Origin of the sequence: Streptococcus sp. 2100 (genome assembly GCF_013276335.1) — a bacterium.
Taxonomy (GTDB): domain Bacteria; phylum Bacillota; class Bacilli; order Lactobacillales; family Streptococcaceae; genus Streptococcus; species Streptococcus pseudopneumoniae.
This window is the reverse complement of the sequence record NZ_VMKV01000003.1, coordinates 40,821-62,375: the sequence shown is the minus strand read 5'-3', so window position 1 is coordinate 62,375 and position 21,555 is coordinate 40,821. Positions and strand designations below refer to the sequence as shown.

At 38.5% G+C, this 21,555-nt stretch carries 22 protein-coding genes and 1 pseudogene; 17 read left to right on the top strand and 6 right to left on the bottom strand.

Annotated elements, in window-relative coordinates:
* The first annotated feature begins 157 nt into the window (after positions 1-157).
* The 11 genes from HT669_RS00570 (at position 158) to HT669_RS00520 (ending at position 7,722) form a co-directional block, all read left to right on the top strand.
* Complete coding sequence (locus HT669_RS00570; protein WP_023932501.1) at positions 158-796, top strand: adenylate kinase; 639 nt, start codon at positions 158-160, stop codon at positions 794-796.
* Positions 797-912: 116 nt separating this feature from the next.
* Positions 913-1,131: a translation initiation factor IF-1 gene (infA, locus tag HT669_RS00565; RefSeq protein WP_001029883.1), complete on the top strand. Its 219-nt coding sequence runs from the start codon at positions 913-915 to the stop codon at positions 1,129-1,131.
* 24 nt (positions 1,132-1,155) lie between these two features.
* On the top strand, positions 1,156-1,272 hold the full coding sequence (gene rpmJ / locus HT669_RS00560) for a 50S ribosomal protein L36 (protein ID WP_001808836.1): 117 nt from the start codon (positions 1,156-1,158) through the stop codon (positions 1,270-1,272).
* A 17-nt stretch (positions 1,273-1,289) separates the two neighbouring features.
* A complete protein-coding gene (gene rpsM / locus HT669_RS00555; protein WP_000090781.1) occupies positions 1,290-1,655 on the top strand; it encodes a 30S ribosomal protein S13 in 366 nt (121 codons plus the stop codon).
* Positions 1,656-1,672: 17 nt separating this feature from the next.
* Entirely contained in the window at positions 1,673-2,056 is a 384-nt protein-coding gene (gene rpsK, locus HT669_RS00550; RefSeq protein ID WP_001118385.1) for a 30S ribosomal protein S11, read from the top strand.
* 42 nt (positions 2,057-2,098) lie between these two features.
* A complete protein-coding gene (locus HT669_RS00545; protein WP_000568988.1) occupies positions 2,099-3,034 on the top strand; it encodes a DNA-directed RNA polymerase subunit alpha in 936 nt (311 codons plus the stop codon).
* 11 nt (positions 3,035-3,045) lie between these two features.
* Entirely contained in the window at positions 3,046-3,432 is a 387-nt protein-coding gene (rplQ, locus tag HT669_RS00540) for a 50S ribosomal protein L17 (RefSeq protein ID WP_000331493.1), read from the top strand.
* A gap of 264 nt (positions 3,433-3,696) precedes the next feature.
* The gene (locus HT669_RS00535; protein ID WP_050207599.1) at positions 3,697-3,963 is read left to right on the top strand and encodes an ACT domain-containing protein; all 267 of its coding nucleotides are present in this window, start codon (positions 3,697-3,699) and stop codon (positions 3,961-3,963) included.
* Between the two features lie 9 nt (positions 3,964-3,972).
* A complete protein-coding gene (locus HT669_RS00530; protein ID WP_050207598.1) occupies positions 3,973-5,310 on the top strand; it encodes a PFL family protein in 1,338 nt (445 codons plus the stop codon).
* Positions 5,311-5,327: 17 nt separating this feature from the next.
* Complete coding sequence (locus HT669_RS00525) at positions 5,328-6,797, top strand: N-acetylmuramoyl-L-alanine amidase family protein (RefSeq protein WP_050207597.1); 1,470 nt, start codon at positions 5,328-5,330, stop codon at positions 6,795-6,797.
* 232 nt (positions 6,798-7,029) lie between these two features.
* Positions 7,030-7,722, top strand: a complete 693-nt coding sequence (locus HT669_RS00520; RefSeq protein WP_000241534.1) for a histidine phosphatase family protein — start codon at positions 7,030-7,032, stop codon at positions 7,720-7,722.
* 184 nt (positions 7,723-7,906) lie between these two features.
* Here HT669_RS00520 and HT669_RS00515 read toward each other — a convergent pair whose 3' ends face one another.
* From HT669_RS00515 to HT669_RS00495, 5 genes are all read right to left on the bottom strand, one after another.
* Positions 7,907-9,565, bottom strand: a complete 1,659-nt coding sequence (locus HT669_RS00515; RefSeq protein ID WP_000440015.1) for an iron ABC transporter permease — start codon at positions 9,563-9,565, stop codon at positions 7,907-7,909.
* Entirely contained in the window at positions 9,555-10,646 is a 1,092-nt protein-coding gene (locus HT669_RS00510) for an ABC transporter ATP-binding protein (protein ID WP_101514792.1), read from the bottom strand. The genes HT669_RS00515 and HT669_RS00510 overlap by 11 nt, the downstream gene beginning before the upstream one ends.
* A gap of 12 nt (positions 10,647-10,658) precedes the next feature.
* A complete protein-coding gene (locus HT669_RS00505) occupies positions 10,659-11,705 on the bottom strand; it encodes an ABC transporter substrate-binding protein (protein WP_000731166.1) in 1,047 nt (348 codons plus the stop codon).
* A 111-nt stretch (positions 11,706-11,816) separates the two neighbouring features.
* Complete coding sequence (locus tag HT669_RS00500) at positions 11,817-12,590, bottom strand: response regulator (protein WP_000475415.1); 774 nt, start codon at positions 12,588-12,590, stop codon at positions 11,817-11,819.
* Positions 12,583-14,232, bottom strand: a complete 1,650-nt coding sequence (locus HT669_RS00495; RefSeq protein WP_172933595.1) for a histidine kinase — start codon at positions 14,230-14,232, stop codon at positions 12,583-12,585. The genes HT669_RS00500 and HT669_RS00495 overlap by 8 nt, the downstream gene beginning before the upstream one ends.
* Before the next feature lie 147 nt (positions 14,233-14,379).
* On the opposite strand from HT669_RS00495, the gene leuS reads away from it, so the two are divergent.
* Genes leuS through HT669_RS00475 form a run of 4 tightly spaced genes read left to right on the top strand, consistent with a single transcriptional unit; the run spans position 14,380 to position 18,944 of the window.
* A complete protein-coding gene (gene leuS, locus HT669_RS00490; RefSeq protein ID WP_000011746.1) occupies positions 14,380-16,881 on the top strand; it encodes a leucine--tRNA ligase in 2,502 nt (833 codons plus the stop codon).
* Between the two features lie 41 nt (positions 16,882-16,922).
* On the top strand, positions 16,923-17,765 hold the full coding sequence (locus HT669_RS00485; protein WP_001081167.1) for a hypothetical protein: 843 nt from the start codon (positions 16,923-16,925) through the stop codon (positions 17,763-17,765).
* A gap of 55 nt (positions 17,766-17,820) precedes the next feature.
* The gene (locus tag HT669_RS00480; RefSeq protein WP_172922615.1) at positions 17,821-18,516 is read left to right on the top strand and encodes a GNAT family protein; all 696 of its coding nucleotides are present in this window, start codon (positions 17,821-17,823) and stop codon (positions 18,514-18,516) included.
* A gap of 11 nt (positions 18,517-18,527) precedes the next feature.
* Complete coding sequence (locus tag HT669_RS00475; protein WP_000628384.1) at positions 18,528-18,944, top strand: GNAT family N-acetyltransferase; 417 nt, start codon at positions 18,528-18,530, stop codon at positions 18,942-18,944.
* Between the two features lie 823 nt (positions 18,945-19,767).
* Here HT669_RS00475 and HT669_RS00470 read toward each other — a convergent pair.
* Entirely contained in the window at positions 19,768-19,860 is a 93-nt protein-coding gene (locus HT669_RS00470) for a type I toxin-antitoxin system Fst family toxin (protein WP_000970294.1), read from the bottom strand.
* Between the two features lie 115 nt (positions 19,861-19,975).
* Between HT669_RS00470 and HT669_RS00465 the strand changes: the two are divergent.
* Positions 19,976-20,417, top strand: a pseudogene (locus HT669_RS00465) (IS630 family transposase); the annotation flags it as partial.
* 228 nt (positions 20,418-20,645) lie between these two features.
* Positions 20,646-21,299, top strand: coding sequence for a DUF4352 domain-containing protein (locus HT669_RS00460; RefSeq protein ID WP_001074692.1), 654 nt, complete (start codon positions 20,646-20,648; stop codon positions 21,297-21,299).
* The last annotated feature ends 256 nt before the right edge of the window (positions 21,300-21,555 follow it).

The window sequence follows — 21,555 nt, the reverse complement described above, 5'->3', positions numbered from 1 at the left end:
TTTGATTTTCATTGAGTATGAAGCAGTAAATGCTGAGGGAGTGGAGGTTTAACTCTAACATTAGTGAGAGTTTGGTCTCCCCTCTTCTATTTTGTTTTTAAATAGGGGTGAAAAGACTTTTTGCTTCTATTTAAAAATAAAATAAGGAGATCAGATCATGAATCTTTTGATTATGGGCTTACCTGGTGCAGGTAAGGGAACTCAAGCAGCAAAAATCGTAGAACAATTCCATGTTGCACATATCTCAACAGGTGATATGTTCCGCGCTGCAATAGCAAATCAAACTGAAATGGGTGTTCTTGCTAAGTCATACATTGACAAGGGTGAATTGGTTCCTGATGAAGTTACAAATGGAATCGTAAAAGAACGTCTTTCACAAGATGATATTAAAGAAACAGGATTCTTATTGGATGGTTACCCACGTACAATCGAACAAGCTCATGCCTTGGACAAAACATTGGCTGAACTTGGCATTGAACTAGAAGGTGTCATCAACATTGAAGTAAATCCAGATAGCCTCTTAGAACGTTTGAGTGGTCGTATCATCCACCGCGTAACTGGGGAAACTTTCCACAAGGTCTTTAACCCACCAGTTGACTATAAAGAAGAAGATTACTACCAACGTGAAGATGATAAGCCTGAGACAGTCAAACGTCGTTTGGATGTGAATATTGCACAAGGAGAACCAATCATTGCTCACTACCGTGCCAAAGGTTTGGTTCATGACATCGAAGGTAATCAAGATATTAACGATGTCTTCTCAGATATCGAAAAAGTATTGACAAATTTGAAATAAAGCGTTTTTCACACTTGCAAAAATCCGCTACAAATGTTATACTGAGATAGTCTGACTTATAATTGTTGTCTCTGTGTCTAGAGGCATCGAATCGAAATTTATGGAGGTGCTTTTGCGTGGCAAAAGACGATGTGATTGAAGTTGAAGGCAAAGTAGTTGATACAATGCCGAATGCAATGTTTACGGTTGAACTTGAAAATGGACATCAGATTTTAGCAACAGTTTCTGGTAAAATTCGTAAAAACTATATTCGTATTTTAGCGGGAGATCGTGTTACTGTCGAAATGAGTCCATATGACTTGACACGTGGACGTATCACTTACCGCTTTAAATAATCGAAAAACTTGGAGGGATAAGAAATGAAAGTAAGACCATCGGTCAAACCAATTTGCGAATACTGTAAAGTTATTCGTCGTAATGGTCGTGTTATGGTAATTTGCCCAGCAAATCCAAAACACAAACAACGTCAAGGATAAGATAGAAAGGAGAAAACATGGCTCGTATTGCTGGAGTTGACATTCCAAATGACAAACGTGTAGTAATCTCATTGACTTATGTTTATGGTATCGGACTTGCAACATCTAAGAAAATTTTGGCTGCTGCTGGAATCTCAGAAGATGTTCGTGTACGTGATCTTACATCAGATCAAGAAGATGCTATCCGTCGTGAAGTGGATGCAATCAAAGTTGAAGGTGACCTTCGTCGTGAAGTAAACTTGAACATCAAACGTTTGATGGAAATCGGTTCATACCGTGGTATCCGTCACCGTCGTGGACTTCCTGTCCGTGGACAAAACACTAAAAACAACGCTCGCACTCGTAAAGGTAAAGCTGTTGCGATTGCTGGTAAGAAAAAATAATATAGGAGGTAAAAGTCTTGGCTAAACCAACACGTAAACGTCGTGTGAAAAAGAATATCGAATCTGGTATTGCTCATATTCACGCTACATTTAATAACACTATTGTTATGATTACTGATGTGCATGGTAATGCAATTGCTTGGTCATCAGCTGGTGCTCTTGGTTTCAAAGGTTCTCGTAAATCTACACCATTCGCTGCCCAAATGGCTTCTGAAGCTGCTGCTAAATCTGCACAAGAACACGGTCTTAAATCAGTTGAAGTTACTGTAAAAGGTCCAGGTTCTGGTCGTGAGTCAGCTATTCGTGCGCTTGCTGCCGCTGGTCTTGAAGTAACAGCAATTCGTGATGTGACTCCAGTGCCACACAATGGTGCTCGTCCTCCAAAACGTCGCCGTGTATAATCATCGCATTACACTGCTTTTCGTTTAAGAGGGAGTAACTAAATGATCGAGTTTGAAAAACCAAATATAACAAAAATTGATGAAAATAAAGATTATGGCAAGTTTGTAATCGAACCACTTGAACGTGGCTACGGTACAACTCTTGGTAACTCTCTTCGTCGTGTACTTCTAGCTTCTCTACCAGGAGCAGCTGTGACATCTATCAATATTGATGGTGTGTTACATGAGTTTGACACAGTTCCAGGTGTTCGTGAAGACGTGATGCAAATCATTCTGAACATTAAAGGAATTGCAGTGAAATCGTACGTTGAAGACGAAAAAATCATCGAACTAGATGTTGAAGGTCCTGCTGAAGTAACAGCTGGTGACATTTTGACAGATAGCGATATTGAAATTGTAAATCCAGATCATTATCTCTTTACAATCGGTGAAGGTTCTTCCCTAAAAGCGACTATGACTGTTAACAGTGGTCGTGGATATGTACCTGCTGATGAAAATAAAAAGGATAATGCACCAGTTGGAACACTTGCTGTAGATTCTATTTATACACCAGTTACAAAAGTCAACTATCAAGTGGAACCTGCTCGTGTAGGTAGCAATGATGGATTTGACAAACTAACCCTTGAAATCTTGACAAATGGAACAATTATTCCAGAAGATGCTTTAGGGCTTTCAGCACGTATTTTGACAGAACATCTTGATTTGTTTACAAATCTTACTGAGATTGCTAAGTCAACTGAAGTGATGAAAGAAGCTGATACTGAATCTGACGATCGTATTTTGGATCGTACGATTGAGGAACTGGACTTGTCTGTGCGTTCATACAACTGTTTGAAACGTGCCGGTATCAATACTGTGCATGATTTGACAGAAAAATCTGAAGCAGAGATGATGAAAGTACGAAATCTTGGACGCAAGAGTTTGGAAGAAGTGAAACTCAAACTCATTGATTTGGGTCTTGGATTAAAAGATAAATAAAGGAGGAATACATGGCTTACCGTAAACTAGGACGCACTAGCTCACAACGTAAAGCAATGCTTCGCGATTTGACAACTGACCTTTTGATCAACGAATCAATCGTGACAACTGAAGCTCGTGCTAAAGAAATCCGTAAAACTGTTGAAAAAATGATTACTCTAGGTAAACGTGGTGATTTGCATGCACGTCGTCAAGCAGCTGCTTTCGTACGTAATGAAATCGCATCTGAAAACTATGATGAAGCAACTGATAAGTACACTTCTACTACAGCACTTCAAAAATTGTTCTCAGAAATCGCACCTCGTTATGCTGAACGTAACGGTGGATACACTCGTATCCTTAAAACTGAACCACGTCGTGGTGATGCAGCGCCAATGGCGATCATCGAATTAGTATAAAATCATCAATTTTGTTGAGTGTTATGATGATGGAGTCTTGTGCTCTTAGTCTAGCTCTGGTCTACCGCTAGGATTTCGGTCCTAGCGGGAACACTCATCATAAGTTGGGATAGTAGACGCTTGTTTACGAAATTGTTTTTTGCTTAAGAACAACTTCGTAAGCAGGCGTTTTTGAGTATTTTCGTTAGAATTATGCTATACTATTTGAAAAGAATCCTGTTTAATGTTCAGGTTTCTTATTTTAAGAAGAATTGGAGTTTGCTTATGAAAGCGATTATAACTGTTGTCGGTAAAGATAAATCTGGAATTGTTGCAGGTGTTTCTGGTAAAATTGCAGAATTGGGTTTGAATATTGATGATATCTCTCAAACTGTTTTGGATGAATATTTCACGATGATGGCTGTTGTATCTAGTGATGAAAAGCAGGATTTTACTTATCTGCGAAATGAGTTTGAAACTTTTGGGCAAATTTTGAATGTGAAAATCAATATTCAGAGTGCAGCGATTTTCGAAGCTATGTATAATATCTAGGAGGTGCATATGGATATTAGACAAGTTACTGAAACTATCTCCATGATTGAGGAGCAAAACTTCGATATCAGAACCATTACCATGGGGATTTCCCTTTTGGACTGTATCGATCCAGATATCAATCGTGCTGCAGAGAAAATTTATCGAAAGATTACGAGCAAGGCCGCTAATTTAGTGGCTGTTGGTGATGAAATTGCGGCTGAGTTGGGAATCCCTATCGTTAATAAGCGTGTATCGGTGACTCCTATTTCTCTGATTGGAGCAGCGACAGATGCGACGGACTACGTGGTTCTGGCAAAAGCGCTTGATAAGGCTGCGAAAGAGATTGGAGTGGACTTTATTGGTGGTTTCTCTGCCTTGGTACAAAAAGGTTATCAAAAGGGAGATGAGATTCTCATCAATTCTATTCCTCGTGCTTTGGCTGAAACGGACAAGGTATGCTCGTCAGTCAATATCGGCTCAACCAAGTCTGGTATCAATATGACGGCTGTCGCAGATATGGGACGTGTTATCAAGGAAACGGCAACTCTATCTGATATGGGGGCAGCTAAGTTGGTTGTATTCGCTAATGCTGTTGAGGACAATCCATTTATGGCGGGTGCCTTCCATGGTGTTGGGGAGGCAGATGTTATCATCAATGTCGGAGTTTCTGGTCCTGGTGTGGTGAAACGTGCCCTGGAAAAAGTTCGTGGAGAGAGCTTTGATGTAGTAGCAGAAACGGTCAAGAAGACTGCCTTTAAAATCACTCGGATCGGTCAATTGGTTGGTCAAATGGCCAGTGAGAGACTGGGTGTGGAGTTTGGTATTGTGGACTTGAGTTTGGCGCCAACTCCTGCGGTTGGAGATTCTGTTGCACGTGTCCTTGAAGAAATGGGGCTAGAAACAGTTGGTACGCATGGAACGACGGCTGCCTTGGCTCTCTTGAATGACCAAGTTAAAAAGGGTGGAGTGATGGCCTGCAACCAAGTCGGTGGTTTGTCTGGTGCCTTTATTCCTGTTTCCGAGGATGAGGGAATGATTGCTGCAGTGCAAAATGGCTCTCTTAATTTGGAAAAACTAGAAGCTATGACGGCTATCTGTTCTGTTGGTTTGGATATGATTGCCATCCCAGAAGATACACCTGTTGAAACCATTGCGGCTATGATTGCGGATGAGGCTGCAATTGGTGTCATTAACATGAAAACAACAGCTGTTCGTATCATTCCAAAAGGAAAAGAAGGCGATATGATTGAGTTTGGTGGCCTATTAGGAACTGCACCTGTTATGAAAGTCAATGGAGCTTCGTCTGTTGATTTCATCTCTCGTGGAGGACAAATCCCAGCACCAATTCATAGTTTTAAAAATTAAGAAAATAGGAGAAATTCATGAAAAAAGAAATGAAACATGCTTTAGTAGCTTTAGGACTGTCGACTTCACTAGTCCCAACTTTTGCTAGTCAAGTAGTTTATGCGCAAGAAAATGATATTGATTCTAGTAATGAGAGTTTTTACAAAACACGGGCAGATTTAAAGAGTGCAGTTAGAAATTATTCTGAACAAGTAAAGAAAAAAATATTAAAAGAAATTGATGATATTGATTGGTATACTGTACAATTTAAAGAGGTTGATGTTTTAAAACTCAAGAATGCCATAGTTAAAAAAATAGATGAGGTGATAGAGGAGAGAGAGGAAAATATAAATAGATTTTCAAAAAGAGATCATTACTATTCGTCTGACATAGAAGGAACTATTAATAGAATGAAAGGTGATATGCCTAACTCTTTAGAATATGTTTTTGATATTGCTAGAATAAAAAAATTTGACTTACTACTTCAGCAAGTAGAAAAAGATAGTAATTTATACTCATCTGTTGAGAAGGAAAAACTAATTAGCGATTTAAAAAGTTTTTACGGACCATTAACAGGCTGGTCGTTACCTCGGTCTCGTCATTTTGGCGATGATGAGCCATACAATGATAGTAACTTAACATTAAAAGAGTATGTTCAAAAATTATCAACTTTTTATAACAAAGTTGATAAATGGAGCCCTAGTTTAATTCCTACGGAAAAAAATATCAGAGAAATTAATGCTGTTGCTTTCATGGAGAAGACAGCCATTAGTAATGATGATACACTTTCAAAAGCAGATAAAGTTTCTATGTTTAGTAAGATTGATGATATAGTTGAAGAGGGGATACACAAAATCAGGAAAGAAGCAGGTCTTGTATATAAGGAAGAGACTGTAAGACACATGTTATCCCCTGAAGAGTTATCTGTCTTTACTAAGCGTATCGAAGATGTTTACCAAGGAAAAGCTAAGCCTAAGGTGACAAAAGAAGAGGCTATTCAAGCAGTTTCTACTGGAACTTCATCCTCAGTTTCAACTTCATCTCAAGCTATTATTACCTCTAATGGAGAGACTAAGAAAAATCATCAAGCAAGTAAGTGGTTTAAAGAGTCTGGCAAATGGTACTATAATGACCTTTCTGGCAATCTTGTAAGAAACCGTTGGGTAGGCCGTTATTATCTAAAATCAGATGCTTCAATGGCTGCAAGTGAATGGATTTATGATGAAGACTATAAGAGCTGGTTTTATGTAGATTCAACTGGTAGTTATGTGGAGAAAGCTTGGCAGGGAGAATACTACCTAAAACGTGGCGGTTACATGGCTAAGAGTGAGTGGGTATTTGATTCTCAGTATGATAGTTGGTATTATCTGAACCAAGATGGTAAGTACGCTCGTAATCAATGGATTAAAGACGGAGATAAGTGGTATTACTTGTTAGCTGATGGGAAATTGGCAAAAAATATGACCATTAACGGCTATAAAGTAAATGAAAAAGGTGAATGGGTATAATTTTTTAAGCTCTATTTAAGGTTAGCTGTGTATACTATAATCATTAAATAAAGACCTCCTAATATTATTTGAAACAGATAATACTGATTTAGTTTGAATTTGATTTTCATCTAATATCTTTATTTAATAGAACTCCTAAACTTTTTCATAATAATCTCCTGCAAAAGTCACCTGTCTGGGTGGCTTTTGTTTTATCATCCATGATATAATAGAAGCAAACGGAGGACGGAAAATGGTAAAAGTACGATTGTATTTGGTACGTCATGGCAAGACCATGTTTAACACGATTGGTCGCGCGCAAGGTTGGAGTGATACTCCCTTAACAGCTGAAGGTGAGCTAGGAATTCAAGAATTAGGAATCGGTTTGCGAGAATCTGGTCTACAGTTTGAGCGCGCTTATTCCAGTGATTCTGGTCGCACCATTCAGACTATGGGAATTATACTTGAGGAGCTTGGACTGCAAGGGAAAATCCCTTATCGCATGGACAAGCGTATCAGAGAATGGTGTTTTGGTAGCTTTGATGGAGCCTACGATGGCGATCTTTTCATGGGCATTATTCCTCGTATCTTTAATGTGGACCACGTTCACCAATTATCTTATGCGGAACTGGCTGAGGGCTTGGTAGAGGTTGATACAGCTGGTTGGGCTGAAGGATGGGAAAAACTCAGTGGTCGAATCAAGGAAGGTTTTGAAGCGATTGCCAAAGAAATGGAAGAACAAGGCGGGGGCAACGCCCTTGTCGTCAGCCATGGAATGACCATTGGAACCATTGTTTATCTGATCAATGGTATGCATCCGCATGGCCTCGATAATGGTAGCGTGACGATCCTTGAATATGAGAACGGCCAGTTTAGCGTAGAGGTTGTTGGTGACTGTAGTTACCGAGAGCTAGGATGGGAGAAGATGGAAGCGACCTCTATTTAATACTCTTCGAAAATCTCTTCAAACCGCGTCAACGTAGTCTTGTCGTAGATATGGTTACTGACNNGATTTTCATTGAGTATAATCAGTCTAGACTTGCTTGCTATGAACTAGGGATTTGATAGGAATATCAAGATAAGAAAAAACAGCCGAGGGTAATCCTTTCGGCTGTTTTTGATGGGGGAAACTAAAGTGTAATGCTGTTGCTTTTAGAGATTTTCATAAACAAGAGCAAGGAACCTACTGTTAGAATAGTCAAGATAGTTGACAAGGCTGCGGCTACACCGTAATTCCCTCTGAGAACCTCTGTATAAATGGCTACAGTCATTGTTCTTGTTTTGACATTGTAGAGGAGGATAGAAGTAGAGAGTTCTGAAATCATTGTGACCCAAGATAAGATGGCTCCAGAAATAATACCAGATAGCATCATTGGAGTTGTAATCTTGGCAAAGGTATTGAGACGACTACTTCCTAAGCTTTCCGCGGCTTCTTCAATACTTGGTGCTATTTGTTGCAAACTAGCAACAGATGAGCGAATAGTATAAGGTAATCTTCTGACAGATAGGGACATAATCAAGATGAAAGCAGTTCCTGTAATCATAAGAAATCCACTTCCAAATAGGCCAGTATTGAAGGAAGAAATGAAGGCAATCCCTAGAACGGTTCCTGGTACAATATAAGGGACCATACTGAGGCTGTCAATTAAGTTTGTAAATAAATTCCGTTTTCTAACGGCTAGGTAGGAGATAAATGTTGCAAATAGGACAACTAGAACTAAGGCAATCAAAGGGATACGAATAGTATTGAAAATAGCAGATCCCATACGATTGAAAGCTACCTTGTAACTGTTTAGAGAATAGCCTTTGACAAATACCATACCTGATGTTTTTAGGAAAGAAGTATAAATCAAGTAGACTTGAGGTAGAACAGAGAACAAGATAATTCCGTAGACTGTTGCATAAATGGCAACCATTTTTCCTTTTGTGGTTTTTTTAGGCTCAATTGGATGGAGCGAATTCATACTGAAACTGTAGCGGTTTGAAATGTATTTTTGGATAAGGAAGATTGCCAAGGCAATGATAATCGCCATAATTGCTAAAGCAGATGCAAAAGCAGAATTTCCTCCAACCTCGCTAATAAATTGAGTATAAATCAAGACGGGGAAAGTCCGATATCCTTCACCAATCAACATAGGCGTTCCAAAGTCTGAGAATGCTCTCATAAATACAAGTAGGGCAGCAGCTAGTAAGGTTGGAACTAGGAGAGGCAAAACAACCGTTACGATACGCTTAAATCCGAAGGAACCCATGCTTTCAGCAGCTTCAAGTAGAGAATTGTCAATACTTTTCATTGTCCCAGCAACGTATAGAAATACCAGTGGGAATAGTTGCAGTGTAAAGACAAGTACAATTCCTTTGAATCCATAAATATCGATAGCTGGAAGATGAAGGGTATTTGTCAGGAATTTAGTAATGACCCCATTTCGTCCCAGCAAGAGAATCCAGGAGTAGGCTCCCACGAAAGGAGCTGACATGGAAGCAATGATAATCAATATTTGTAGAAATTTCTTTCCCTTGAAGTCATACATAGAGAAGAGATAAGCTAATAGGGTTCCTACAACTAAGGAAGTGACAGTAGCGGTAATGGAAACCTTGAAACTGTTGACGAGTGTCTCAGAGTAGTAGGCTTTACTAAAGAAAGTGACAAAATTAGCTAGTGAGAATTGTCCTTCATGTATGAGTGCTTGCTTGAGCACGGTAACGATAGGATAAACGAGAAAGACAAGATAAGTAAGAAAGATGAAGAAAGAGGAGGCTGTCCAAATATTTAGTTTTTTACGTTCCATGGTTGACTCCTTTTATCAGGTTTTGTGAACCATCTGCAGAAAAGACGTTTAATTTTTGAGTATTGATTCGTAGACGAATACGATCGCCTTTTTGTATATCTTCTTCAAAAGTTGATTCTTCGCTAACTTGAATTTTTGAGGCAAATCCTGTTTCGATGAAGTATTCAGTATTCAGTCCAAGATAGACGCTATCGCTAATAGTGCCTTCAATATCTCCAGATTCATCTTTGATAAACTCTTCAGGACGAATACTTACATGAATAGCTTGTGCTTCAGCCTGATCAAGGGCTGGCATTCGAAGAGCATAGCCATCTGAAAAGACGATATAAGCGCCGTCGCTCCGTTTTTCAAGATTGGCAGGGATGATATTTGTGCGTCCGATAAAGGTTGCTACAAACTCATTAGCTGGTTTATGATAGAGTTCTTTTGGCCGACCGATTTGTTGGATGACTCCGTCTTTCATAACAGCAATTTGATCTGAAATAGCCATGGCTTCTTCTTGGTCGTGGGTTACATAGACGGTTGTAATTCCCACTTCGTGTTGGATTTCTCGAATGGCTTGACGCATATCCAAGCGAAGTTTGGCATCTAGGTTACTAAGTGGCTCGTCCATGAGGAGAACACTTGGATTAACAGCTAAGGCGCGTGCCAAGGCGACACGTTGTTGTTGTCCACCACTGAGTTTATCGGGCTTCCGATCCGCATATTGAGCAATTTGCATGAGTTCAAGATACTTGTTGGTCTGTTGAATCAATTCTTCTTTTGGAACCTTCTTTTGCTTGAGACCAAAAGCGACATTATCTCGGACAGTCAAATGTGGGAAAATAGCGTAGTTTTGGAAAACCATCCCGATATTGCGTTTGCTGGGTTCCATATTATTGATTTTTGTATCATCGAAGTAAAATTCTCCACCTTCGATACTGTTGAAACCTGCAATCATACGAAGAAGGGTCGTTTTCCCACACCCTGAAGGCCCAAGAAGGGTAAAGAGACTTCCTTTTGGAATTGTAATGTTCAAATTCTCAATAACAGGGACATCGTGGTAGATTTTTTTGGCGTTAATAATTCTGATCTCACTCATAGTGAACCTCTTTTACTGTTTAGATTGGATATCTGTAAAGACTTCGTTGTATTTCTTAACGATATCTGATTTATTTTTGATGACATAATCATAATCTTCAGTGAGTGTTTTGATTTTGTCAATTGGTTTCATGTTTTCACTTGTTTTGGCATTTTTACGAACAGGACGGTTAGTAGTGGTTGTACCAAGTGTATCTTGTACTTCTTGAGAGATAATAAAATCGATAAATTTCTTGGCATTTTCCATATTTTTCGCTTTTTTAACGATAGCAGCACTAGCAGGTAGGAAGACGGTTCCTTCTTTTGGATAGACTACCTTGATATTAGCTCCGTCATTTAAGAGTTTAACTGCTGGATCTTCATAAGAGAGACCAACAGCCATTTCTCCGTCAGCGACTGCTTTATAGACACCAGATGAGCTTGAACCGATTTTCCCATCAATAAGTGTGAAGAGATCTTTTACATAAGACCAAGCCTTATCGTCTTTGTAACCACCTTGAGCTTGTAGCATATTTGTTAATTGAGCAAAGGCGCTAGAAGAGTTTGCTGGGTCAGCAGTTGCAATTTTTCCTTTTAGTTCAGGTTTGAGAAGGTCGCTATATCCTTCGATGTTCATGCCTTTCGTTAAATCAGGATTGACGATTAAAACACTACCATCTAGTGTATAAGGAGTAGAGTAGCCAGTTGTGTTTTGATATTCTTTGATAACATTATCATTTTCTTTTGAAGTATAGTTTTCAAAGAGTTCTCCGTGGGTAGCATATTGTGTATAAGAACCACCAAAGATGACATCAGCTACAGGAGCTTCTTTTTCTGACTCCAGTTTTTTGAAAAGTTCTCCAGTACCAGCTTGAATCAGTTCTACTTTGATACCATATTTTTCTTCAAAGGCAGGAATAGTTGCTCCGATTAAGCCCTCTGAGTTTGGTGAATAAACGACTAGCGAACCGCCGTCTCCTTTATCAGATGAACCGCCATCGGCAGATTCATTAGAAGAACAAGCAGCAAGACCAAAAAGGGCTAGTCCGCAAGCAGCATAATACATCCATTTCTTTTTCATGATGGATACCTCCGTTGTGTTATTTAAGTTTATTTTAAAACAATATAAGCGTTTTTAAAACCGACAATTCTATTCTATTAGAGTAAAATTCTCTACAAAAAGAAGAATAGCTTATTTTACTATTCTTCCGAGTGATTTCAATTCCTTTGGGGAAATATGGAGATACTTTTTAAATACTTTGGCAAAATATTTATAGTCTGAAAATCCAACTTGATCAGAGATGTCGCTTAGAGGGGAGTTGGGAGATTCAGCCATCTTATCTATAGCTTGTTTCAGACGATATTGTAAGATATATTCATTTAGAGTCATGGGGAAGTCTTCTTTGATAACTTTATATAGATAGCTTTCGCTATAGTTTAAAGCTTCAGCAATAGTCGCAATCGTAAAATGCTCTGCATAATGCTTGTGGACAAAGGAAATAATTTGTTGAATGATTTGGTTTTGTGTATCAACCTGTTGGATAGAGGTGAGTAAAGTTTGATATTCTTCTAAAAAAGGAGTTTCTTGATAGGTACTACCTTGTAATCGCAAAACAATGTTTTGAAGACATTCTGTCAATTCCTTGGTATCAATTGGCTTGGATAAGAAATCAACTGCTCCGTATTGCATGGCTTTTTTGGCATTTTGAAAATCGTTATAACCTGATAAGATAACTTTTTCATAGGAAAGGGTACGAGTGGCTTCGAACATCATAAAAGCATCCATAATTGGCATGGTGATGTCTGTTAAGACAATATGAGGTTCTTTTTCTTGGATGAGTTTCATTCCCTCTTGACCGTGACTGGCAGTTCCTACGACTTGGATACCTACGGCAGAGTAGTCTACGGCAATCTCTAGCCATTTTCGGATGAGGTGTTCGTCTTCTACGATAATGAGCTTAAACATGAGTTAGTCCTTTCGTTATAAATTTGACCCAAGTTTCTCCTTGGCGATTGACTCCTAAATCTAGCTGGACATCAGAAAAGAAATTGCTCAATCGTTTGTAGCTGTTCACGATGCCATGCTGGGTATGAGGGCTTTCTAAAGAGTCTAAAATAGCGAGTCGCTCTTGTTTTGTGAGCCCTCCGGCATTATCCTTGATTAAAAAAGTCAGAGAATCTGCTTCCAAGGTAATTTGGATATCAATATGAAGATCAATACGGTATTGCATCCCATATTTTATAGCATTTTCTACTAGAGGAAGTAAGAAAAGTTTAGGAATAGGCTGATTATCAACAGTTTCTGGGCAGACAATATCATAAGAAAAGTGCTCAAAACGAATCTTATGAATCATCAGGTAATCCTCTATAATCTTTAAATCCTGACAAATGGTTGTTTCTTTTTCTAAATCGGTGATACTGTAGCGAAGAATGCGCGTGAGATTTTGAATTAGGTCTTGTGTGAGAGCGGCATCCATTAAAGAAGTGATTTTAATCGTCTCAAGTGTATTGTAGAGAAAATGAGGATTGAACTGAGCTTCCAGCATTTTTCTTTCAAAAATCCACTTTTCTTTTTCGATGGTCAACATTTTTTGATGAAGTTGATCTAATTCGTACAACATATTGTTGATTTTTTCTGCCATAAACTCAAACTCATCACCTGTTTGTAGAGAAAGCCTTTTTTCTGCTTGTTTAGGAATTTCTTGAAGTTGATAAACCAAACTTTCAATAGGAACAGCATTGTGTGTAGCAATCTTATGAGCAATTCGTCTCGCTTGCCAGAAGTAGAGGAAGAATATACATAAGGTGAGGACGGAGGCTAGACCGAGTAAGCTAGGAATGGGAAAGAAGGATTGAAAAGTATAGATTGAAAAAATAGCACCGACTTTTTCTTTTTGAACAATAAGCGGTTCATTCGCATACCAGTGGGTGCGAGAGTGTAGGAGTTTTTCATCCAATTTTTCAAGAGTGGAACGAGTAAACTGATTTGTATTGTTGGAAAACATATTTCCAAAGCTATCGGTAATGATGTATTTGGAATTGATCATTGGGAAGCTTGAGATGAAATCATTCTCATTTACGAAAGCAATAGTATAGGCCTTAACTCGTTGGTTTTGAAGTAGTGGTTTGATAAAGAGTGTGTAATGTTGCTTGTCTGAAGAGAGTGCAATTTTTTCTGTCACTTTTTCTTGAGAAGGATTTTGAATGAGCAGTTTTAGATAGTAGGGTGATAAAATACTTTCTTGATGATTTCGATTGGTACTAAATAGTAATTCACCTGTATCGTTTAGGATAATGAGGTCAGAACTAAGCTTCAATCTAGCTTTTGTCTCGTAAAATAAGCTAAAGACTTCTCGCTCTGTGTGTTTGCCCTCCAAAAATTCAGGAATCATTTTATGGTTCATAGTAGTCAGGAGCTCATTATTTGCTTCTTTCATTTCTTGAACCTGTTTTACAATCTGTCTTGTATCTTTGGAGAGTTGCTGCTTTTGTAAAAAATAGGAAAAACCAAAAAGTAAAATGAGTAGTAAAAGTGAGGTCACAAAGGCTGCGATAGAGCTTCTATGGAGAATTTCTTTTTGGAGAGATTTTTTAAAGGAATGAGACATCCGCTACCTCCTTGGAAGGGTTTTCTGTTATAAGTATAGCAGTTTAAAAATTCTAGAGCAAGGTAAAATAGAAAAGTATAGAATAGAACGAGACCAAATTCTCTCAAAAATGGTATAATAGTAACATCACAAAATTGGAGAGAGACCATGAGTTTTTACAATCATAAAGAAATTGAGCCTAAGTGGCAGGGCTACTGGGCAGAACATCATACATTTAAGACTGGAACAGATGCATCAAAACCTAAGTTTTATGCTCTTGATATGTTCCCTTATCCATCTGGAGCGGGTCTGCACGTAGGACACCCAGAAGGCTATACAGCGACAGATATCCTCAGCCGTTACAAACGTGCGCAAGGCTACAATGTCCTTCACCCAATGGGTTGGGATGCTTTTGGTTTGCCTGCAGAGCAATACGCTATGGATACAGGTAATGACCCAGCAGAATTTACGGCGGAGAACATTGCCAACTTCAAACGCCAAATCAATGCGCTTGGATTTTCTTATGACTGGGATCGTGAAGTCAACACAACAGATCCAAACTACTACAAGTGGACGCAATGGATTTTCACCAAGCTTTACGAAAAAGGCTTGGCCTATGAAGCGGAAGTGCCAGTAAACTGGGTTGAGGAATTGGGAACAGCCATCGCCAACGAAGAGGTCCTTCCTGATGGAACGTCTGAGCGTGGAGGCTATCCAGTTGTCCGCAAGCCAATGCGCCAATGGATGCTCAAAATCACGGCTTACGCAGAGCGCTTGCTCAATGACTTAGATGAACTAGATTGGCCAGAGTCTATCAAGGACATGCAACGCAACTGGATCGGGAAATCAACTGGTGCTAATGTAACCTTCAAGGTTAAGGGAACTGATAAGGAATTCACAGTCTTTACCACTCGTCCTGATACTCTTTTCGGTGCGACTTTCACTGTTTTGGCTCCTGAGCATGAATTAGTAGACGCTATCGTAAGTTCAGAGCAAGCAGAAGCAGTTGCAGACTACAAACACCAAGCTAGCCTCAAATCTGACTTGGCTCGTACAGACCTTGCCAAGGAAAAAACTGGGGTCTGGACAGGTGCTTATGCCATCAACCCTGTCAATGGCAAGGAAATTCCAATCTGGATTGCGGACTATGTTCTTGCTAGTTATGGAACAGGTGCGGTTATGGCTGTGCCTGCCCACGACCAACGTGACTGGGAATTTGCCAAACAATTTGACCTTCCAATCGTCGAAGTACTTGAAGGTGGAAACGTTGAAGAAGCTGCCTACACAGAAGATGGCCTTCATGTTAATTCAGACTTCCTAGATGGATTGAACAAAGAAGACGCAATTGCCAAGATTGTGGCTTGGTTGGAAGAAAAAGGCTGTGGACAAGAGAAGGTTACCTACCGTCTCCGTGACTGGCTCTTTAGCCGTCAACGTTACTGGGGTGAACCAATTCCAATCATTCATTGGGAAGATGGAACTTCAACAGCTGTTCCTGAAAGTGAATTGCCACTTGTCTTGCCTGTAACCAAGGATATCCGTCCTTCAGGTACTGGTGAAAGTCCACTAGCTAACTTGACAGACTGGCTTGAAGTGACTCGTGAAGATGGTGTTAAAGGTCGTCGTGAAACCAACACCATGCCACAATGGGCAGGTTCAAGCTGGTACTACCTCCGCTATATCGATCCACACAACACTGAGAAATTGGCTGATGAGGGCCTTCTCAAACAATGGTTGCCAGTAGATATCTACGTGGGTGGTGCAGAGCATGCTGTACTTCACTTGCTTTATGCTCGTTTCTGGCACAAATTCCTCTATGACCTCGGTGTGGTTCCAACAAAAGAGCCATTCCAAAAACTCTTTAACCAAGGAATGATTTTGGGAACAAGCTACCGTGACCACCGTGGGGCTCTTGTGGCAACCGATAAGGTTGAAAAACGTGACGGTTCTTTCTTCCATGTGGAAACAGGAGAAGAGTTGGAGCAAGCACCAGCCAAGATGTCTAAATCTCTTAAGAACGTTGTCAACCCAGACGATGTGGTGGAACAATACGGTGCCGATACCCTTCGTGTTTATGAAATGTTCATGGGCCCACTTGATGCTTCAATCGCTTGGTCAGAAGAAGGTCTGGAAGGAAGTCGTAAATTCCTTGACCGTGTTTACCGTTTGATTACAAGTAAGGAAATTATTGCGGAAAACAATGGTGCTCTTGACAAGGTTTATAACGAAACCGTTAAAGCTGTCACAGAACAAATTGAGTCCCTCAAATTCAACACAGCCATTGCCCAACTTATGGTCTTTGTCAACGCGGCTAACAAGGAAGAAAAACTTTATGTAGACTACGCCAAAGGCTTTATCCAATTGATTGCACCGTTTGCTCCTCACTTGGCAGAAGAACTCTGGCAAACTGTTGCAGCAACAGGTGAGTCAATCTCTTACGTGGCTTGGCCAACATGGGACGAAAGCAAATTGGTTGAAGACGAAATCGAAATCGTCGTCCAAATCAAAGGAAAAGTCCGTGCCAAACTCATGGTCGCTAAAGACCTATCACGCGAAGAATTGCAAGAAATTGCTCTAGCGGATGAAAAAGTCAAAGCAGAAATTGACGGTAAGGAAATCGTGAAAGTAATTGCGGTACCGAATAAATTGGTTAACATTGTTGTGAAATAAAAAGAAGTAACTCTAGAGTATGAACTTTAGAATAGGTCAGAATGAATAGATTAGTGAACGATAGCAGGAAGTGTGAAATTTTATTATTTAAGATTTCTATTATTGTAGTGTCAGTTATAGTATTAGTAATGTCAATAGTGGGTGCATATTATTTTAAAAATTGTCTTTGGGACAAGGAAAGTTTAAATTTGACACTCACTTTAGACACTCTCTTTGCAGTTTTTATTACTTTCTTTAGTTTTTCAAATGATAAATCAAGCAATATTTTTGGAATATCTCCAAATGAAATTATAAGGACACAGTCTGAAGTGTATCAATTTTTATTTACAAAATCTTTTGCAACTCTATTAATAGTGACAAATTTGTTATCCATTATTCATTATTTTGGAGCCAAAAATTTAATAGTTTCTTTTAATGAAACTTATCCTCGTATTCAATCCAGTGTTGGTATCATGTGGCTACCACTGTTTGGTATTCTGATAATCTATTTTATTTGGCTCTTAATAGAGGGATTAAAATATATCAGAAAAATAAATTATATTATTCAAAATAGGGAAATAATCTATTTTTATTCGCAGGTAAAAGTTGTAGATAAACTTACTGATTCTGAATCGAAAAAATACGGTGAATATATTGATTTGTACGAATCGTGTCGTCAGAACAATTTAAGTGTTCTACTTAACTTTCTTCAAAATTCGGATGATAAACGAGGAGTTATTGCTAGTAACTCAGTGAGAATTATGTTTGAATCTTTGGATAAAGCAGACCAAATTGCGGCCCTGAATATTTGTAGAAACTATGTAGCACGAGAAAATGTTTTAAATAAAGAAGATGCAGAAAAATTGTTAAATGAAATTGATAAAAAACTTGAAATTAGCAGATAGGACAATTCAAATAGAGTTGAGTAAAAAGTTTGAAAAGTGAAACAAGGAGAAAGCTATGCCAGTAAATGAATATGGTCAGATGATTGGTGAGTCAATGGAAGGTTATACACCCGGTGTACTGCCTTCTATTGATTTCTTAGAAGGGCGTTATGCTAGGATAGAGGCTCTCTCGGTAGAAAAACATGCGGAGGATTTGCTAGCTGTTTATGGCCCGGATACTCCTCGGGAGATGTGGACCTATCTTTTTCAGGAGCCAGTAGCAGATATGGGGGAGCTGGTTAGCCTTTTAAATCAGATGTTGGCTCGTAAGGACCGTTTTTACTATGCAATCATAGACAAGGCGACTGGTAAGGCTTTGGGAACTTTTTCTCTCATGCGCATTGACCAGAATAACCGAGTAATAGAAGTCGGAGCAGTCACTTTTTCTCCAGAGCTAAGGGGTACACGGATAGGAACTGAGGCTCAGTATCTCCTAGCTCGCTATATTTTTGAGGAGCTAAACTATCGTCGCTATGAGTGGAAATGCGATGCTCTTAACCTGCCATCCAGACGAGTTGCGGAGCGTTTGGGATTTGTCTATGAAGGAACCTTCCGCCAGGCGGTGGTTTATAAGGGACGGACGAGGGATACGGATTGGTTGTCTATGATTGATAAGGACTGGCCTCAAGTCAAAGATCGTTTGGAAACATGGCTGCGTCCTGAAAATTTTGATAAAAATGGACAGCAGTACAAGAGCTTGAGAGAACTTTAAGAGGTGTTGAGATGATTACTATTAAAAAGCAAGAAATTGTCAAGCTAGAGGATGTTTTGCATCTCTATCAGGCTGTCGGTTGGACAAATTATACCCATCAACCAGAGATGCTGGAGCATGCCTTATCGCATTCATTAGTAATTTATCTGGCACTTGATGGTGATGCTGTGGTGGGCTTGATTCGTTTGGTTGGAGATGGATTCTCATCAGTTTTTGTACAGGATTTGATTGTTTTACCAATCTATCAGCGTCAAGGGATTGGTAGTGCCCTAATGAAAGAGGCCTTAAAAGATTACAAAGATGCTTATCAAGTCCAGCTGGTGACAGAAGAGACAGAAAAAAACGTGGGATTTTATCGTTCTATGGGCTTTGAAATCTTATCCACCTATAATTGTATAGGGATGACTTGGGCGAATCGAGAAAAATAACAAAACTTGTTTTTTCTTAAGCAAAGTTTAAGGATGGTCTAGTATTATATAGTCATTAAATAAAGACCTCCTAACTTTATTTAATGAAATCCTAAAACTTTTTTTCATCATAATCTCCTAATGAAGTCACCTAATCAGGTGGCTTTTTGTGAGGTGATAGTGATAGTGATTTTCTGCAAAATGGTAGAATCTGAGAAAAGTTAAGCTAGTTTTAAGCTTCGTCTTGTATCATATAGTTATTAAATAAAGACCTCCTAACTTTATTTAATAAAATCCTAAACTTTTCTTTTTCATAATAATCTCCCTTAACTCCACCCGATTAGGTGGAGTTTTTTGGCTCTATTTCAGGCTTTTGGGGACTATTCTAAAAATCATTTTTCGATATTTTTCGGTATTTTTCGGATTTTGGTCGGGGAATTGGCGGGGGCTTTTTTAGCGAATATGATTAAGAAATAGGTCTGTTGTACCTTCAGCTACTTCAACCTCACTTTGAATGTAAGTGACTGTTAATTGAAGGACTAGAACTACTGTAATAATGATTTTGCTTGTCCAGTAGTGGCGTATTAAATGAGGAGTGACATATAAGATTGTCTCTTCGTTTACTAAATCAAAATTTCTATGAAATTGATAGAATCCCTAATTTTCTCTTAAACTTGAAAGTCTTGTTGTAAAGTGGTTAAAGCTTGAGAAGCTGAGGATGTAAAGTTTTGACAAATTTTGTGAACTGTGAGATAATGGAGAGGAATTAAGGATTAGTTCTATATCATGGACTAGAAAAGACCCCAAGCTAACTTCCACATTAAGCTTGGGGTCTTTTTTGACACTATCTATCTTTGTTTAGCCATTTATCGACTAAGCGAAGGATGACACCGACCACAATCGGTCCGATGATAGTTTTAAGGATTAGTTCCATCATGGGCTATCTCACCTCCTTTCGCAGGCGGTGTAGCAGTGCCGTAGAATATTATACCATAAAGTAATCTACTCTCTCATATTATACTAAAGTCAAAAAACATCTTATAATAGTAGTTATGAAACTCACAAACGAAGAAACACAAAAAATTGAAAAACTCCTAAGAGATTCATCGTACGCCGAATACCACAAACGTCTATAGATTATATTTTATTCAAAAGAGTTATAAGGAAATCATGGATCTGCTAGATTGCAATAAAACAACTGTTTGGAGGAATTTGAAAAATATAAGGAGTTTGTATGCTCTTCTTCAAGAGACTCGTGGTGGACGTCATAGAGAATATAGGACTTACGAAGAAGAACAAGCATTTCTAAAACGTCATATAGAAACTGCTCAAGCTGGGGAATTTGTAACTGTCAATCAGTTATTTGCATCCTATCAAAAAGAGATTAGTCGCACTTCTACACGTGATGGTTGCTATTATCTCCTGAAATGCCATGGTTGGCGAACGGTCACTCCTCGACCTGAGCATCCCAAGAAGGCAGACGCTCAGACAATTGAGTATGAACAAGAATCACCTCATTTGTCTTAGAGTGCTATATTTTAGAAAAATTGAAATGGCAAAGTTCTTTTGAGATAATTTTGTTAGTTGAAATTGTTTAGCTAGGCTCAGTGATTGAAACTTTTTAAATCGCATTTATTTAAAAAAATTAAAATTACCCTCAAAAATGCTTTTTTTTTTAGGAAATATAATATAATAGTTGAAAAAGATTAAAGGAAATTTCTTATGGCTAAGAAAATCAAAGATGAAAATGGGAATGTATATGTGAAAAAAACACCTTTTTATAAAAAATGGTGGTTCATATTGATTGTTATTATTGTTGTATTTGGTGTAGTTAAAGGTGGAAGTGGAAGTAACTCCACTAAGCAGGAAGTTGCATCTAGTTCAAGTACGCAAACAGCAGCATCAGAAGAAACTTCTCAAACAAAGGCAACAGAAAAAAATAAAAATAAGGAAGAGGAGACAAAAGCTAAGGCAGAGAATAAAATCGGAGAAGTTGTTAAAGTTGGAGATGTTGAATATATCGTGAATTCAAAATCTCTGTCTCAAAATGTTGGAGGAGAATTTGGCAAAAACGCAAATGGTATTTATTTAATTCTGAATGTGACGGTAAAAAATAATGGTAAAAAATCTATAACTGTTACGGATGATTTCTTTAAGCTTTTAAAAGATGATACAGAGTACTCAACTGATAGTACAGCTGGTATCTATGCAAATCAGGAAGCAAAATTCTTTTTGTCAGAATTAAACCCTGAAAATAGTATCACAGGAAATGTGGTATTTGATGTGAATACGGAGACTGCAGATGCTTCAGGCTTACAGTTACAAGTACAAACAGGTGTTTTTGGAACTCAAAGAGGAAAAATTAGTCTAGATTAGTCTGAATTAAAAATGCAAAATGTCTATTTTTTAGTAGATGTTATGCATTTTTTCTTATTCTTTACATTTGTTTTTATGTTATGGTTTTAAAAAATTAGTAATCTAGGAATTATGTTGAAGTGGAGAAAATGGTGCAAATTGGATTTTGAAGCCTTATCCACCTATAATTGTATAGGGATGACTTGGATCAACAGAGAAAAATAATAAAACTTGTTTTTGCTTAAGCAAAATTTAAGGCTAGTCTAGTATTATATAG

What these genes read in the sequence shown, in the direction of transcription:
- HT669_RS00535 (WP_050207599.1), top strand. Translation starts at nt 3,697, where the DNA reads ATGAAAGCGATTATAACTGTTGTCGGTAAAGATAAATCTGGAATTGTT.
- HT669_RS00545 (WP_000568988.1), top strand. Translation starts at nt 2,099, where the DNA reads ATGATCGAGTTTGAAAAACCAAATATAACAAAAATTGATGAAAATAAA.
- rplQ (WP_000331493.1), top strand. Translation starts at nt 3,046, where the DNA reads ATGGCTTACCGTAAACTAGGACGCACTAGCTCACAACGTAAAGCAATG.
- HT669_RS00505 (WP_000731166.1), bottom strand. Translation starts at nt 11,705, where the DNA reads ATGAAAAAGAAATGGATGTATTATGCTGCTTGCGGACTAGCCCTTTTT.
- HT669_RS00495 (WP_172933595.1), bottom strand. Translation starts at nt 14,232, where the DNA reads ATGTCTCATTCCTTTAAAAAATCTCTCCAAAAAGAAATTCTCCATAGA.
- HT669_RS00470 (WP_000970294.1), bottom strand. Translation starts at nt 19,860, where the DNA reads ATGATGGAACTAATCCTTAAAACTATCATCGGACCGATTGTGGTCGGT.
- HT669_RS00510 (WP_101514792.1), bottom strand. Translation starts at nt 10,646, where the DNA reads ATGAGTGAGATCAGAATTATTAACGCCAAAAAAATCTACCACGATGTC.
- HT669_RS00500 (WP_000475415.1), bottom strand. Translation starts at nt 12,590, where the DNA reads ATGTTTAAGCTCATTATCGTAGAAGACGAACACCTCATCCGAAAATGG.
- HT669_RS00530 (WP_050207598.1), top strand. Translation starts at nt 3,973, where the DNA reads ATGGATATTAGACAAGTTACTGAAACTATCTCCATGATTGAGGAGCAA.
- HT669_RS00515 (WP_000440015.1), bottom strand. Translation starts at nt 9,565, where the DNA reads ATGGAACGTAAAAAACTAAATATTTGGACAGCCTCCTCTTTCTTCATC.
- HT669_RS00525 (WP_050207597.1), top strand. Translation starts at nt 5,328, where the DNA reads ATGAAAAAAGAAATGAAACATGCTTTAGTAGCTTTAGGACTGTCGACT.
- HT669_RS00520 (WP_000241534.1), top strand. Translation starts at nt 7,030, where the DNA reads ATGGTAAAAGTACGATTGTATTTGGTACGTCATGGCAAGACCATGTTT.
- HT669_RS00480 (WP_172922615.1), top strand. Translation starts at nt 17,821, where the DNA reads ATGCCAGTAAATGAATATGGTCAGATGATTGGTGAGTCAATGGAAGGT.
- leuS (WP_000011746.1), top strand. Translation starts at nt 14,380, where the DNA reads ATGAGTTTTTACAATCATAAAGAAATTGAGCCTAAGTGGCAGGGCTAC.
- rpsM (WP_000090781.1), top strand. Translation starts at nt 1,290, where the DNA reads ATGGCTCGTATTGCTGGAGTTGACATTCCAAATGACAAACGTGTAGTA.
- HT669_RS00475 (WP_000628384.1), top strand. Translation starts at nt 18,528, where the DNA reads ATGATTACTATTAAAAAGCAAGAAATTGTCAAGCTAGAGGATGTTTTG.
- HT669_RS00485 (WP_001081167.1), top strand. Translation starts at nt 16,923, where the DNA reads ATGAATAGATTAGTGAACGATAGCAGGAAGTGTGAAATTTTATTATTT.
- HT669_RS00460 (WP_001074692.1), top strand. Translation starts at nt 20,646, where the DNA reads ATGGCTAAGAAAATCAAAGATGAAAATGGGAATGTATATGTGAAAAAA.
- HT669_RS00570 (WP_023932501.1), top strand. Translation starts at nt 158, where the DNA reads ATGAATCTTTTGATTATGGGCTTACCTGGTGCAGGTAAGGGAACTCAA.
- rpmJ (WP_001808836.1), top strand. Translation starts at nt 1,156, where the DNA reads ATGAAAGTAAGACCATCGGTCAAACCAATTTGCGAATACTGTAAAGTT.